This window comes from Acinetobacter sp. Root1280, from assembly GCF_001425285.1.
Classification (GTDB): Bacteria; Pseudomonadota; Gammaproteobacteria; order Pseudomonadales; family Moraxellaceae; genus Acinetobacter; species Acinetobacter guillouiae.
Genome location: NZ_LMED01000007.1, coordinates 236,173 through 250,912, shown reverse-complemented (window position 1 = coordinate 250,912; position 14,740 = coordinate 236,173). Strand labels below are relative to the sequence as shown.

Here is a 14,740-nt window from a genome sequence, read left to right as displayed (position 1 = left end):
CTAATTCACCCAATCGCAATGGACCCAGGTCTACGTTTTGCGATCCGTGAAGGTGGTCGTACAGTTGGTGCTGGTGTAGTTGCTAAAGTAACTGCATAATCGCTGATTGTGTAAAAAGAGCGCTCCTTTGGGGCGCTTTTTTTTATGGGTAAAATAAACCACCTATAAATTGTTAGACAATACCTATCAAAAGCTGTCCTTAACTGATATTTGTGTGACCTAATCTGCAATTATTAAACTTTCATAAAAACGTAATATAAAGAAAGAGAAAAACAAACATAAAGAATTTAAGTGAAACTCACTTAATAGGAGGAATCGCAATGAATGCAAAAGTGAATATTTCAAACCGTGCTGGTGCATCTTTCCCTGTACGTCGTATGGATTTTAATTTTGACGATGTACCTGAATATTGGGCAAGTGGTTCAGCGGGTATTACACATTTCATGACTGCATTGTCAGCATTGTTCCCAGATGGTGAAAAACTTTTTATCGATTCTGTGCGTGCGGTACGTTATCACCCTGCGATCAAGGACAATGAAGCATTACAAAAAGAGATTAGTGCTTTCATCGGTCAAGAAGCTATGCACACCAAAGAGCATGAAAACTTTAATGCTTCAGCAAAAAAGTTTGGTCATGATGTTGAGAAATACGAGCGTGAAACAGGTGTGTTAATTCAAGGCGCACGTAAATGGTTTGCACGTGTAGTCAAGCCTTTTGGTATGACTCAAGAAATGGTGGATTTAACCGCGACTACTGCATTAGAGCATTTTACTGCAACAATTGCTTCGCAACTGCTGGTCAATGGACATATCCAAAAGTTAATGACTGATCCAACCATGTCGTATATGTGGTATTGGCATGCTGTGGAAGAAAATGAACATAAAGCAGTGGCTTATGATGTTTATGAAGCGGTGTTTGGTAAAGGTATCAAGGCTTATGGCTTACGTACCACGGCTTTAGTTTTTGCAATGGTACTCATCTTTATGGCGCAATCATCTTTTGTGGTGCGTTTATTAAAAGAAGATGGCAAGCTCAACCTAAAAGAGCTCGGTATTATTTATAAATATGCTTATAGCCCATCTAAAGGCATTATCACAGGAATGACCAAAGAAATGTTGGCATACTTTAAGCCAGGTTTTCATCCAAATGATCTCGATACAGTGAGTTTGCTTGAGACATGGAAAGCGAAACTGGGTCTGTAACGCGTTTTAAAGGCAGCATTTTGATTAAGGAGCAACAATTGTTGCTCTTTTTTATTAGACTTATTGGTTTAATTTCTTATAATTCATTTTTTATATTGAGTTGATGAACGCAGATGATTCGTTTAATGCAATCTTCAGATCTGCACGCTGTTTCTCAAATTGAAGACTTGGTACAAAGTCATCCTTGGAAAAAAAGTCAATTTGAAGAGTCTATAACAAGTTATCTAAGTACGGTGATTGAGCAAGACCATCAAGTGGTGGGCTTTTGTATTCTGCAACCTGTTTTAGATGAAGCCAATTTATTACTTATGGCGATTCATCCGAGCCAGCAGGGTAAAGGATTAGGCTATCAACTGTTAGATGAGTCGATTGCATTATTAAAAAATAATCCAGTACAAATCTTTCTTGAAGTGCGTGAGTCAAATAAAGCTGCGATTGCGCTGTATGAAAAAGCCAACTTTCATCAAATTGATTTAAGAAAAAATTATTATCCGAATCAACAGGGCGGCCGTGAACATGCAATTATTATGGTCAAAGCCTGTAGTGATGATTTTTCAAAATTATTTAAATAAGCCTAAGCAATATTGAGAATGCGAACAGCGAAAGCCGATTATTTGATAATCGGTTCATTCCATTCTGAGGGCAGGGTGGTCATCAACATATCGCCCAACTCTTGAATTTCTTTGGCTTCCAAATGACGATTGATCCGTCGCCATTGTCCATCTAATAATAATTCAAATGGTGCATATTGAGATTTGTAATTCATTTTCTCGGCATGTGGAACCCAATACCCGAGGTAAACAAAATCTAGATTCAACGATTTTACATATTCAATTTGTTTGAGAATCGCAAAAACCCCCAGTGAACGCTTACTTTCATTTGGATCAAAGAAGGTATATACCGCAGAAACGCCATCATCCAATTGATCACAGGTAGAGACACTAATTAAACGATCATCTTTCCACAGTTCAAGGAAAAAGCTGTTGGTACAACTGTGAATCAGGAATTTTTCAAATTGGTCATAACTGGGTGGGAACATATCACCATCGGCGTGTCTTTCAATAATATAACGCTCGTACAGATGATAATGCGTTTGTGTGGCCTCTTGGGTCGAAATAATTTTAACGGTTAAATCTTGATTGCGTTTCCAGGCTTTTTTCTGAGCACTGCTCATTTTAAATTCAGTCACTGGCACCCGACAAGATAAGCATTGGCGGCAAAGATGACATTCAGGGCGATAAACAAAATCACCACTGCGTCTAAAACCTACACGCGATAATTCGGAAAGTGTGACAACATCAATACGATGTACAGGGTCGAGAAACACCATACGTGCAGATTTATTTTCTAGATAACTGCAATCATGCGGTGGCGTAATATAGTACTGTAAGTCGTTTAATAGGGACTTAGGATGATAAGAATTCATAAATCATGTCCCTCCTTTTATTTTCATTCCATTAAGCGCGATAAAATCGCTATTGTTTTACTTGAAAATACACGCTCTTGATAACTTTTCCAATCTATAGAGGGTTGTTTTATTACATCTTGTAACGATTTAAGGTATTCATGGCGAGAAAGTGTACAAGCACCAAGGCTGAGTAAGTGATCATTGACCAACTGACAGTCAATCCACGGTAAATTATTTTCTCGGCCCAATAACATCAGTGTGTAAAAAGCCATTTTGGAAACATCGGTTTGAGTGCTAAACATCGACTCACCAAAACAACCATGGCCAATCGTCACACCATACAGCCCACCTACAATTTTATCTTGATCCCAGACTTCAACACTATAGGCATAACCAGCTTCAAATAGTTGGCAATAACCGTGAATAATCTCCTCAGAAATCCACGTTTCATCCGCATAGCTACGTGGGAGCGAACAAGAACGAATGACCTGTTCAAAAGCATGATTGATGGTAATTTTATAATCAAACTTTTTCATATTTCGCAGTAGTGATTTACTTGGATGATAATCCTTAGGGCGAATGATGCAGCGGGGTTCTGGACACCACCAACAAATTGGCTCACCTTCGGAAAACCATGGAAATAAGCCATGCGTATAAGCTTCATATAATGTAGAAGGTGCTAAGTCTGCACCTATACAAATCAAGCCTTGTTCATCTGGATCAGCTTCTATTGGATCTGGAAAAATAAATTGTGAAGGGGAGAGTTGATTCACGAGAATTCATCAATAAAAAAGATCAGCTTTATCTTAGCTGATCATGTGATTAAATGTCTAAACAGACCCTATGCAAAAAGTTTCAAATGTTTTGCAATTTTGAGTTTGTCACTATCTAGAAAGAATTGGGCTTTCTCTTGAATGACTTCAAGGCTTGTTTTTGGATCCGAAACGGTATTGCCTTGTTGGTCCAATACCAGCCAGCCTAATTGAGTCAGCACATCCCAAACATATTGTGCAAATTCTGCGGCAGACTCTAGCCCATCGATAAAGTGAGCGCGGTAGAAGAGTTGGGTAAACTGATCGGCTGGAATACCAATCCCTGTGAGTGGACAGGCCAAGACTTGATAATTGGTATGATAGCTGGCTTGCTCAAGGAAATAACGATTTAATTTCTGAGCATGTTCAACCATATCTGGATTTGAAGCCGCCTGACAAGGTTGTGCCAAACCTAAGTGACATAAAATCACCAAGGCATTGAGCAGCTTAGAATAGGTAATATCAGGGATGGCCTGTTCAAGCTCTGCAATCGTCTGTGGCTTATAGTCACATTGTTTAAAATAAGCACCGAGTGGTTGATAAATCTCTTGGATTAAATCGAACTCACCTAAGTATCCTGAAATTGTTTTTGGTAATTTTTCTGGTGCCGTTAATAAGACAAAGGCTGTATTTCTCAAGCGATGCTGAATTTCTAATGCAGTTAAGGTGTTTTTTCCGCGGATATATAAATCTTTTCTAAATTGTGTATTGGCAAAATAATCACGGCATTGCTCTTTAAAAACAGGATGTTCAATGGTGTTTAAAAATTGCTGATGTTGTTCACTAAAATTAATGTTATCTAGATGTGAATTTAAATCTGTTGAACCCGCATAAGTCAGTTTAATTTCTTCTAAAATTCGCACGACTTGTTGAAAAGAAAAACACTGCCAATCTTGATTTAAGTATTCGTGGATCAAATAGTTTGGATTTTGTTTTTTTAAATCTTGCACTTTGTTGAGTGCATTTGGATTTCTCTGAGCAAAGAGGGGATTTTGCGCTAATAGCTCTTCACTAAAGTTAAGTGAATCATTTACTTTTTGTAGCGGGTTGGTACTGATGCTATTAAATTTAAAATGACTGTGAAATAACTCGCGGACTGGCATATTGGCAGCCCAACCGGTCAGGCAGTTATAGCTGATATAGACAATCCCATTGGGACTTAAAAATTTTCGGATAAATTGCAAAATTATATGTTGGTTTTCGTGGCTAATCCAACTCCAGATTCCATGTAAACTAATCGAGTCAAACATCGGTAAGTCTGTGTTGAGTAACTCTTCAAAACTTGCATCATAGAAGTGATGCGGAACTTGATTTTGTTCAGCCAAGACATTGGCATGGGCAGCATGAGCAGGGTTAAAGTCTGTACCAAAAAATAAACCAAAACTGGATGCAGCATGAATATTTAGACTGACACCTTGACCAAAACCGAGTTCACAATGTTTGTGACGTTCATTGGTGGGCGGGCAATCAACCCCATTGAGTAATAAGCAAAACTTTTGGTAATTCGGGCTTAAGTCTCTATAGTAACCATAGGTGTAATTTACTTCTGTCTGGTAGCCATCGGTCCACGCTGTTGTCATGTTTTTTCCTATAATTTGTATTCGTTTAAAGTCATTGCTCTTGTTTATTTATAAATCAAAAATAAACAAACCGCCATGTAGGCGGTTTGTTTTTACACAAAATAAATCAATTATTCTAAGCCATCTAAATAGCGGTCAGCGTCAAGTGCAGCCATACAGCCTGAACCTGCAGATGTGATTGCTTGACGATAAACATCATCAGCAACATCACCCGCAGCAAATACACCCGCTACAGATGTTGCTGTGGCATTGCCCGCAGTACCGCTGCGTACTTGAATATAGCCATTGCGCAGTTCAAGTTGATTTTCAAACATTGCCGTATTTGGTTTGTGGCCAATTGCCACAAACATACCTGATACGTCAACGTCTTGAGTTGAATCATCTTGGGTAGACTTAATACGTACAGAGGTCACACCAGAATTACTATCACCTAAAACTTCATCAACTTGATGGTTCCAGATGATCGAAATTTTACCTTCTTTAACTTTTTCGTTGAGATGGTCTTGAAGGATTTTTTCCGAACGTAATTTGTCACGACGGTGAACAAGGGTAACGTGTGAAGCGATATTGGAAAGATATAGTGCTTCTTCAACAGCAGTGTTACCACCACCCACAACCATCACTTTTTGGTTTTTATAGAAGAAACCATCACAAGTTGCGCAAGCACTTACACCTTGACCCATATAAGCCTGTTCAGACTCAAGCCCTAAATATTGTGCTGTTGCACCTGTTGCAATAATTAACGCATCACAGGTGTACTCGTCCATATCGCCTTTAAGCACGAAAGGGCGTACCTGAAGATCAACTTCATTGATATGATCGTATAAAATCTCAGTACCAAAACGTTCAGCATGCGCTTGCATACGATCCATTAACGCTGGACCTGTTAAACCTTCAGCATCGCCAGGCCAGTTCTCAACATCAGTCGTGGTGGTTAATTGACCGCCGAGTTGCATACCTGCAATTAAGGTTGGTTTTAAATTTGCACGCGCTGCGTAAACAGCAGCACTATAACCAGCAGGGCCAGAACCTAAAATAATTAACCGAGAGTGACGAGCGCTCATGAGTCATCCTTTTTTATGAAAAATATAGAAATTGTTTGAATTATACGTGAAACTTTATCAAAGTTGTGTGGCTTCAATGTCGATAATATTGATCATCTAAATCGAATTGAGCTATATAGAATAATCAAATAATATTGTTTGGCATTTTTATCGAAATAAAAGCTTAAATTTCTAACAATGCTTTACAACACAAGTAAATAATAGTGCATCTTTTTTTTAAGAACAGGTGCATAATATAAAAATTTCTTCTCTCAAGAAAGCTGATCAAGCTTCAGAAAAGAGTAATTTGAACAATTGGTTACAGGATAGTATATGACTGCGGTGTCAAATGTTTATGCACAGCGCTTTTTAACAACAATATTCTTGATTTCATTTGGGATATATCTGTTCCTTGCAACAGTGACATATACCCCATTTGATCCAGGCTGGATGCATATTTCGAGTGATACACAACAGGTTTCAAATGCCAGTGGTGTAGCGGGTGCTTGGATTGCTGATTTGTTGTTTGGTTTTTTAGGTTGGGCAAGTTTACTCATTCCTGTATTTATTTTTATAGAAGCAGTGCAAGTGTGGTGGCCACGAAGTTTTGTGAGTCGTCCGTTTCGTTACGCTGCTCAATTTTTTATTTTGCTTGCGACCTCAAGTCTATTGTATTTGCTTTGGAATGTACCAGCAGACACATTAGCCAATGCTTCTGGTGGAATCATTGGTTATGAACTTGGTGAAAGCCTATCTCAACTGATGAGTATTTATGGGGCAGTTGTATTTATTTTGCTCTTGCTCGTTATTCTATTTACCTTAGCATTTGGTATTCAATGGAATAGAACGTGGGCAACACTAAAAGCCACGCCTGCTTATTTACAAGATTTGTTTTATAAAAATGTTCCTGAAAGTGAATCTGCTTTTGATTTGACCTCACCGCAGAAAAATAAAAACCATGCGCATACGCATAAAGCTGAACCAATAACAGCTCAAGCTGAATTCGTCGAAGCTGATGATCAGGCACCAGCAAAAGAGCATTTGATTGTTAAAAATAGCAAACACAATCAAACTGCAGAACGCTTATTTGATGACATGATTGAGCAAGAAAATAAAACTCAACATCATGTTCAATTTGATCAAGACGATATTGATGATTTGGAATTAGAGCGGACTTTAGAAAAAGCACATCGTCTAGAACAAGACAGTCAACGTACTGTTTCATCTGGTGAAGTATGGAAGGCCTTACATCAAGATCAAGACCATAATCGTGATATTGATGCCTTGATCAAAGCGTCAGAAGATCAAACAGAAGATAAATATGCAGATCATTTGCCACGCGCGCATCAACATGATGTTGATCATGTGCAGATCAATAAAAAATCTTCGCTTGATTGGGATGATGACCAAGTGTTTGATGAACTGTTGTCAGTTGTACCAAATGGACAAACTGCCACAGATATCCATAGCCCATTTAATACCACTACAGCGCAGACTCAAGCTGAAGCTGCTTATTATGTAGATACTGCTGTTCGTGGTGGGCAAAGCGCTGCGAGTGGTGTCGCAGCAGCGACAACTTCAGGCGTGGCAATACAAAATTTAGCCAATGAATTAGATGAGCTTGCATCGCTTGCAGATGAAGAGCTTATTGAAAGTCCAGCTGCGTACCAACAAAATCAGCAATCTGCAGATGTTCGCACAACCAGTAATTATGCTCAATCTACGCCATTTACCCGTGCCAATATTCAAACCAATTTAAATGCATCAACCTTGGTCAGTGAAGAAGAAAAGTCTCTAATTGCTGCAGATAAAGATGCATTTAGAGATGCTTGGCAAGAAACTGCGGGTAAACCTCAAGACGAATTGCAAAGTGAGTTTGCAGAACTTGAAGATGATTTCGACTTAGATGCACCATTAACAGATGCATTTGGTCGTCCGATGTCACGTGCAATGCAAGTTGCAAATAAGCGTCGAGACTTACCAACATTGCCAGGTTATGAACTGTTGGATAAAGTCGATCCAAATAAAAAAGTCAACTTTACTGCAGAACAACTGTCACGTTTGTCTGAACTGTTAGAAATTAAACTTCAAGAGTTTAATGTCAAAGCTAAAGTGATCGAAGCCCAACCTGGGCCAGTGGTTACACGTTTTGAGTTAGATTTGGCACCTGGGGTAAAAGCCTCGAAAGTGACCAATATTTCCCGAGATTTGGCGCGTTCTATGTCAATGGCATCTGTACGTGTGGTTGAAGTGATTCCTGGAAAACCTTATATCGGGATTGAAGTGCCGAATAGCAGTCGTGAAATGGTACGCCTGATTGAATTGTTAGAAACTCCCGTTTTTAAAGATCCAAATGGTTTGCTTTCAATGGCAATGGGTAAGGATATTTCTGGTAATCCTGTGATCACTGACTTAGGTAAAGCGCCGCATATGCTGGTTGCGGGGACAACAGGTTCAGGTAAATCAGTTGCTGTAAACTCAATGATCCTGTCGATGTTGTTGAAATATACACCTGATCAATTGCGTTTGATTCTGATCGATCCAAAACAATTGGAATTAGCGAACTACAATGATATTCCTCATTTATTGACACCTGTTGTGACTGACATGAAAGATGCTGTTAGTGCATTGAATTGGTGTGTCAATGAAATGGAACGTCGTTATAAGCTGATGTCTTTTTTAAAGATCCGTAAATTAGCCGACTATAACCGTAAAGTGGAAGAAGCCATTGCAAATGGTGAGGATCTGATTGATCCAACTTGGAAACCAAGTGATTCTGCAACACAAGACAGAGCACCACGTTTGCAACCATTGCCTTCGATTGTGATTGTTGCCGATGAATTTGCCGATATGATCATGCAAGTGGGTAAAAAAGCAGAAGAAATGATTACTCGTCTGGCACAAAAATCTCGTGCAGCAGGAATTCATTTACTGTTAGCAACACAACGTCCATCGGTAGATGTCATTACTGGTTTGATTAAAGCCAATATTCCAACCCGTGTGGCATTACGTGTAAACAGTAAAATTGACTCGCGTACTATTCTAGATGGTGGTGGTGCAGAGGATCTCTTGGGCCATGGTGATATGTTATTCCTCGGTCCAGGTAAAATTGATCCTGAGCGTGTACATGGTGCATTTATTTCCGATGATGAAGTCAACCGTATTTGTGACGCATGGCGTGAACGCGGTGAACCGAATTATGTTGATGAAATTCTCACGCCGTTTGACGAAGAACCGACCACACGTGGTTTCGAAGATGGTGATGGCGATCCGAACCGTGATGCACTCTATGACCAATGTGTTTCATTTGTCTTAGAAACACGTAAGGTGTCTGTATCTTCACTGCAACGTAAGTTTAGCTTAGGTTATAACCGTGCTGCCCGTATTGTTGATCAAATGCAGGAGCAGGGTATTGTCAGTGAACAAGGACCAAATGGTAAGCGAGATATTTTGGTCTAATTTAAACAGCTTGCAATGAGCTTAGGCTCATTGCAAGCTGTTTAGGCTATAGAAATAGTCCGAGTAAATATAAGCACCAAAAAATAGAAAATAACACGATAAGTACCATTTGAGCTTTACTAAATTTCTTTTGTTCAATGACCACAAATTGATTGGATTGTTGTTTGGCAAAATTGAGAGCCTTAAATGCAGGTATTAGAAAAATGAAATTCAATACAGTAATCAGATCATAAGGTTCAGGCAGTTTAATCAGTACTGAAAAAACAATAAATCCTATAAACATCCAGCCTGATGAGAAATTTTCTATATATCCTTGTTGCTTGGCATAGTTATTTATTTTTTTAAACAAGGGGTAAAGGAAAAAAATATAAAATACTGCCCGAAAAGCCGGCATGATGTCTAATTTGTCTTTTTGCATAAAGAAGCACCACGCTTTAAACATCCACCAAATCTGATATAAACCCATTGTCAAAAAGCACAAGAGCATAAATTTATTGATGCTGATGATCTTTTGCACTTCCACAGGATGATGTGGGGGGGCTTAATGGGTGAGGTTGAATTTTTTTATGAATTAAGCATGATTTATTTTTTAAGCACGTTTTAATTTTTGATTATAAAGATAAAATATTATTTTCTCCAATAATTAAAATTCGTCTTTTTAAAAGATGGTTGATGTTTTATTTGTGGTATATGTTCATCGAAGTTCAGCCTAAAGGATTTTATTGAAGTACAGATATCGATGGAAAAACATGAATTTTCACACTAATATAAATCTGTCTCGCTGAACGGAATCTAGTCCATGTTGATCGCATTATGTACGTTAATCTTTATTCATTTTTGTGCCCTGATTACGCCAGGCCCTGATTTCTTTCTGGTCTCGCAAACCGCAATTAGCCGTTCAAGAAAGCAATCTATTTTTGTGGTTTTGGGGATTACCGCAGGGGTGATGTTTTGGGCTTTTTTAGCTTTGGCGGGGTTGAATATCATTTTTGAAAAAATGGCATGGTTAAAGCAAGTGATGTTGGTTGTTGGTGGGATTTATCTGTGCTGGTTAGGCTACCAAATGCTTAGATCAGCTTTGAGTAAGAAAGAGAATCTATCACAGCATCATTTTGAGTTACCACAAAACAATCTACGTTTTTTTCTCAAAGGTTTCTTAACCAATTTATCAAATCCTAAAGCGGTGATTTATTTCGGTAGTGTATTTTCAGTGTTTTTAGCCAATCCACATTTAGATGGTGTGCATTCATTATTATTTATAATTGTTTCCGTGGAAACGCTGATCTGGTTTAGCTTTGTTGCCTTTGTATTTTCATTACCTAGCTTTAAAGCCGCTTACCAAAATGCCTCAAGATGGATTGATGGTATCTCAGGTGGAATCTTCACGCTCTTTGGTGCATATTTGATTGGCCATCGCTAAAAAAGCATGCTCCCAAATTTAAAAAACCTGCTTCAAGCAGGTTTTTTATGCTCTTATTCGGAAATAATTTTTAAATTATTCCACGTCTTTGGTTAATTGATAAAGTTCAGCATTTGGACCCCCAATCTTTTCACCCGTTGCAAAACTACGTGCTTCTAAGATATTTTCGCCAACAAAGTATTTGCGGTTATCTGCATTTTTATCTAGACCGATAATCGATCCAGATTCATCAAAACTGAAATGACCTTGAGTTTTAAATTCTTTGCCTTCACCTTTAACCCCTTCATATTCTTCAGTCAGTTCATAAGTGTGATCTGATTTTAGGACGAGTTTGGTTTTGATTCCTGAGCAATCAGCACACGGAAGTAAACCTTTGTATTCCCCAGCCCAATCCAAGCTATTTTGAGTATTATGTTCTGAATCAATCGTTGGGCTTGCTGCTTCATGCGATGCAGCAGCCTGTGTTTGTGCTGTCGCTTTGATATCCTCTGACGCATTATGAGTCGGTTTAGAACAAGCGCTTAATGACAGCGCTAAAATAGACATGACGAAGAGTGTTTTTTTCATAACATAACCCAAATGAATAAATAATTATATGTGAATGATTTTAACCAGAATATAAATTATCTCCCTGATATGAAATGTGAATTATGTAAGAAATTGCTGAGTAATGTAGTTCGATGTTAAAAAGTTAGGCTATTATAGGTGTTCTCTTAGTGTGCTATTTTAAGTATTCGAATCTATGTCTCATTTGGCTGAATATGTTGCTCGTATTTACAATGAAAAAAACCACAATCAAAAAAGCAATGATCAAATCAAAATTGAAAATGTCATTTTGCAATGCGAAAAAAATTATGAGCAAGATATAGAGATCACTCAGACCACCAAAATTTATACATTTTCAGATGGCACGCAATTGAAACAAACCATAGAACAAGACAATCAGTTGTTTGAAGTGGAGTCTTGTCTAGAAAGCTGGATTGAATATCAGGTCATCCAGCAGTCAAATACGAATATTCAGCCACAAAAAATTCATTTTGATAATCATTGTCGTGAATTACATTGGATTAACTATTTTAACCAAACGAAAAATTGATATATGCAAATTCATTGCAGAATTTAATCAAAACTGAATATTTACTGACAAGTTTTACAATGAATTAATTTTATACATTTATATATTAATTGCTGGTTTTCTATACAAAGTGGATTTTTATCTGATCTATTGGTTGTTACAATCCAGCGCGAATTCTTTATATTTTGGTGTGCTGGGTGTTTGAAAAATTAGCTGAACAAAGTTTGGGCTGGATGGGATGGCAAATTGATAACCATTGGGATTTAAACATCGACCAATGTGTCATGATTGCTGCGCCGCATACCAGTAATTGGGATGCACTCTATGCACGTTTAGCGCTGAAAGCTTTGGGCGTCCATGTGCGTATTACCATTAAAGACAGCTATATGAAATTGCCTTTTGGACCTTTTGTGCGTGCTATGGGTGGAATCGGGATTGATCGCCGTCCCAAGCAGGATGGCGAGGAACGCCCAAGTATGGTTCAGCTGATGAGTGATCTGTTTAAGACCCATCCTAAATTGGTGATGCTGGTGACGCCAGAGGGTACGCGTGCAAAGCAAGAACAGTGGAAAACAGGTTTTTATCATGTTGCCACCAGTGCTGGCGTACCTATTGCACTGGCGTATATGGATTATAAAAACAAAAAAACAGGGATTGGTAAAATTGTTTATCCGACTGGGGACTATGAACAGGACATGGCTGAAATCATGGAATTTTATGCTCAGATCAATCCGAAACATCCAGATTTATTTAGTATAGATACTAGATTTATTCCATAAGCTGAGTTTGTTTTGCAAGTATCTTTGCAAACTCAAATACAATGAATTTAATTTTTATATGGGAAGGGTGATTTTGCTCATTCCCATATTTTGTCGGTCTTAAATATTTGCTGTTGTCCCCTTGATACACCATCTGCGCATTTAGATATTATTTTATAAATAACCTATTTTTTAGCTCAATTAAAACACTACTTTAATAATTCAAAAGATCTACATCGTTATTTAAAAATTACTTAATTTTTTAAAATGACGTATATAAATAAATTGTTGAAATTCGCTTTAAGTTGTAAACAGCTTAAAGCAATCGCGTAAATAATTCTAAAAGTTAAATTCAACATTTATTAGGCATAGACAGGGATAACAAGATGAATAATAGCGTCTATTACAATGCAAAATTTCATACCGTGAATCAATCCCAACCTTGGGCAGAAGCCATGTGGGTAAAGGACGGTAAAATTTTAGCGATTGGTGATCAGGATGAAATTCTGAGTTTGGCAGAGGATGCTGAGAAATATGATTTAAAAGGGAAATTGGTGATGCCCGGCATTCATGATGCACATACTCACCTTTTAAAAGCGGCACTTCTGAGACTGGAATATTCTTGCCAATTAAATGATCCACAAACCTTGCAAGAATTGGCACAGCAACTCAAAGCATATTGGGAAAAATATGCCTCCAAACGGACATGGATTTTTGCCGGGCTCTATAACCCATTGATTTTTACTGCTGAGCTACTGACACGAGAATGGTTAGATCAAATCATTCCAAATGTGCCTATTGTGATTCATGATTTTTCATTTCATAACGTTATGGCGAACAGCCAAGCACTACATCTTGCAGGTATCACCCGTGATACACCGAGTACGACCCGCGCAAAAATTGAAAAAGATCCTGTAACAGGTGAACCCACTGGAATTTTGCGTGAAGGTGGATGGGTGAAATTATATATGGTCGCACCCACAGAGACCGATGAGGAAAATAAGTTCGCGCTTAAAATGGCGGCAAGTATATGTAATCAATATGGTATTACTTCGGCACAGGAAGCTTCAGCAACAAGATCATTCCTGACAGCAGCTAAATCTTTGGATGATGACGATGAGCTTACACTGGATTTGATTTGTCATATTCCTTGGAAAGCAGAAATTATGTCATTGAGTGATCGTGAAGAAGATGAAAGGGTGATCGCAGAACGAACGCAATATGCATCAAAACGTGTCATGGTGAATGGAATCAAAGTGATGCTAGATGGTACATCTATGGCACCCACCTTTAGCCATGTCCCCTTAGATCCGATTTCAGATGAACCTATTACTTACAATTTACTTCTCGATTCTAATGAACTCACTGAAAAAATTCGTGAATGGACCAAAGACGGTTTGATCGTTAAATCACATTGTACGGGTTATGGTTCTGTGCGTATTGGTTTAGACAATTATGAAAATGCCAACGATGTTGAACGTAAAACAGGGCAATTTCATGACATTGCACATGCCCATTATGTTTCTGCAAAAGATCGTAGCCGTTTTGCAGAATTAGACATTATTGCTGAAATGTCCCCCGCGATTTGGCATATCCCAGAATATCAACAAGCGCTTGGCAAAGCCTATGATTTTCGAACTTTGTATGATGCTGGTGCAACCATGACGATTGGTACAGATTGGCTTTTGCCACCTACGCCAAATCTCTTTCCTGCACTAGCAGGTATTTTGCAGCACGGAGATGAAAGTGTGCCTTTGGATGTGGCAGTCAGGATCATGACGTTGAACGGCGCAATTGCTGTTGGCCATAGTCATCGTACTGGGAGTTTAGAAGTGGGTAAGGAAGCAACCTTTATTGTTTTGGATCGCAATATTTTTGAATCAAGCCCTGAAGAAATTGCTAAGACTCAAGTCATCACCACAGTATTACAAGGTCAGCATGTGTTTCAGCGTGCTAACTAATCTACTGGGTTAAATTATCGTT

General features: G+C 38.4%; 12 protein-coding genes and 2 pseudogenes. 8 read left to right on the top strand and 6 right to left on the bottom strand.

What is annotated here, in order from left to right; genetic code table 11:
* From ASC84_RS22245 to rimI, 3 genes and pseudogenes are all read left to right on the top strand, one after another.
* A pseudogene (locus tag ASC84_RS22245) lies at positions 1–99 on the top strand (elongation factor Tu); the annotation flags it as partial.
* Positions 100–320: 221 nt separating this feature from the next.
* A complete protein-coding gene (locus tag ASC84_RS08180; protein ID WP_004817558.1) occupies positions 321–1,202 on the top strand; it encodes a metal-dependent hydrolase in 882 nt (293 codons plus the stop codon).
* A gap of 113 nt (positions 1,203–1,315) precedes the next feature.
* Positions 1,316–1,774 (top strand): ribosomal protein S18-alanine N-acetyltransferase, encoded by a 459-nt coding sequence (rimI, locus tag ASC84_RS08175; protein ID WP_004723651.1) that lies wholly within the window; start codon positions 1,316–1,318, stop codon positions 1,772–1,774.
* Between the two features lie 38 nt (positions 1,775–1,812).
* Here the strand turns inward: rimI and ASC84_RS08170 are convergent, their stop codons facing one another.
* From ASC84_RS08170 to trxB, 4 genes are all read right to left on the bottom strand, one after another.
* Positions 1,813–2,628 carry an arginyltransferase gene (locus tag ASC84_RS08170; RefSeq protein WP_004723650.1) on the bottom strand — a complete coding sequence of 272 codons (816 nt, stop codon included), beginning with the start codon at positions 2,626–2,628 and terminating at the stop codon, positions 1,813–1,815.
* A gap of 23 nt (positions 2,629–2,651) precedes the next feature.
* Positions 2,652–3,383 carry a leucyl/phenylalanyl-tRNA--protein transferase gene (gene aat / locus ASC84_RS08165; RefSeq protein ID WP_056513508.1) on the bottom strand — a complete coding sequence of 244 codons (732 nt, stop codon included), beginning with the start codon at positions 3,381–3,383 and terminating at the stop codon, positions 2,652–2,654.
* 68 nt (positions 3,384–3,451) lie between these two features.
* The gene (locus ASC84_RS08160; protein WP_056513504.1) at positions 3,452–5,002 is read right to left on the bottom strand and encodes a class I SAM-dependent methyltransferase; all 1,551 of its coding nucleotides are present in this window, start codon (positions 5,000–5,002) and stop codon (positions 3,452–3,454) included.
* A gap of 110 nt (positions 5,003–5,112) precedes the next feature.
* Positions 5,113–6,066: a thioredoxin-disulfide reductase gene (gene trxB / locus ASC84_RS08155; RefSeq protein ID WP_004723647.1), complete on the bottom strand. Its 954-nt coding sequence runs from the start codon at positions 6,064–6,066 to the stop codon at positions 5,113–5,115.
* 312 nt (positions 6,067–6,378) lie between these two features.
* On the opposite strand from trxB, the gene ASC84_RS08150 reads away from it, so the two are divergent.
* Entirely contained in the window at positions 6,379–9,504 is a 3,126-nt protein-coding gene (locus tag ASC84_RS08150) for a DNA translocase FtsK (protein WP_056513501.1), read from the top strand.
* A 46-nt stretch (positions 9,505–9,550) separates the two neighbouring features.
* Here ASC84_RS08150 and ASC84_RS08145 read toward each other — a convergent pair.
* Positions 9,551–10,050: pseudogene (locus tag ASC84_RS08145) on the bottom strand (hypothetical protein).
* Positions 10,051–10,303: 253 nt separating this feature from the next.
* Here ASC84_RS08145 and rhtC point away from each other — a divergent pair.
* Positions 10,304–10,924: a threonine export protein RhtC gene (gene rhtC / locus ASC84_RS08140; protein WP_056513494.1), complete on the top strand. Its 621-nt coding sequence runs from the start codon at positions 10,304–10,306 to the stop codon at positions 10,922–10,924.
* Between the two features lie 75 nt (positions 10,925–10,999).
* Here rhtC and ASC84_RS08135 read toward each other — a convergent pair whose 3' ends face one another.
* Complete coding sequence (locus ASC84_RS08135; RefSeq protein ID WP_056513491.1) at positions 11,000–11,491, bottom strand: copper resistance protein NlpE; 492 nt, start codon at positions 11,489–11,491, stop codon at positions 11,000–11,002.
* A gap of 175 nt (positions 11,492–11,666) precedes the next feature.
* Between ASC84_RS08135 and ASC84_RS08130 the strand changes: the two genes are divergently transcribed.
* From ASC84_RS08130 to ASC84_RS08120, 3 genes are all read left to right on the top strand, one after another.
* Positions 11,667–12,020: a hypothetical protein gene (locus tag ASC84_RS08130; RefSeq protein WP_056513489.1), complete on the top strand. Its 354-nt coding sequence runs from the start codon at positions 11,667–11,669 to the stop codon at positions 12,018–12,020.
* A gap of 176 nt (positions 12,021–12,196) precedes the next feature.
* Positions 12,197–12,778, top strand: a complete 582-nt coding sequence (locus ASC84_RS08125) for a 1-acyl-sn-glycerol-3-phosphate acyltransferase (RefSeq protein ID WP_004723641.1) — start codon at positions 12,197–12,199, stop codon at positions 12,776–12,778.
* A gap of 365 nt (positions 12,779–13,143) precedes the next feature.
* On the top strand, positions 13,144–14,718 hold the full coding sequence (locus tag ASC84_RS08120; protein ID WP_056513486.1) for an amidohydrolase: 1,575 nt from the start codon (positions 13,144–13,146) through the stop codon (positions 14,716–14,718).
* Positions 14,719–14,740: the final 22 nt, after the last annotated feature.

Coding starts and splice junctions, on each gene's coding strand:
- rhtC (WP_056513494.1), top strand. CDS start 10,304: ATGTTGATCGCATTATGTACGTTAATCTTTATTCATTTTTGTGCCCTG.
- ASC84_RS08180 (WP_004817558.1), top strand. CDS start 321: ATGAATGCAAAAGTGAATATTTCAAACCGTGCTGGTGCATCTTTCCCT.
- ASC84_RS08150 (WP_056513501.1), top strand. CDS start 6,379: ATGACTGCGGTGTCAAATGTTTATGCACAGCGCTTTTTAACAACAATA.
- ASC84_RS08120 (WP_056513486.1), top strand. CDS start 13,144: ATGAATAATAGCGTCTATTACAATGCAAAATTTCATACCGTGAATCAA.
- ASC84_RS08160 (WP_056513504.1), bottom strand. CDS start 5,002: ATGACAACAGCGTGGACCGATGGCTACCAGACAGAAGTAAATTACACC.
- ASC84_RS08170 (WP_004723650.1), bottom strand. CDS start 2,628: ATGAATTCTTATCATCCTAAGTCCCTATTAAACGACTTACAGTACTAT.
- rimI (WP_004723651.1), top strand. CDS start 1,316: ATGATTCGTTTAATGCAATCTTCAGATCTGCACGCTGTTTCTCAAATT.
- ASC84_RS08130 (WP_056513489.1), top strand. CDS start 11,667: ATGTCTCATTTGGCTGAATATGTTGCTCGTATTTACAATGAAAAAAAC.
- ASC84_RS08135 (WP_056513491.1), bottom strand. CDS start 11,491: ATGAAAAAAACACTCTTCGTCATGTCTATTTTAGCGCTGTCATTAAGC.
- trxB (WP_004723647.1), bottom strand. CDS start 6,066: ATGAGCGCTCGTCACTCTCGGTTAATTATTTTAGGTTCTGGCCCTGCT.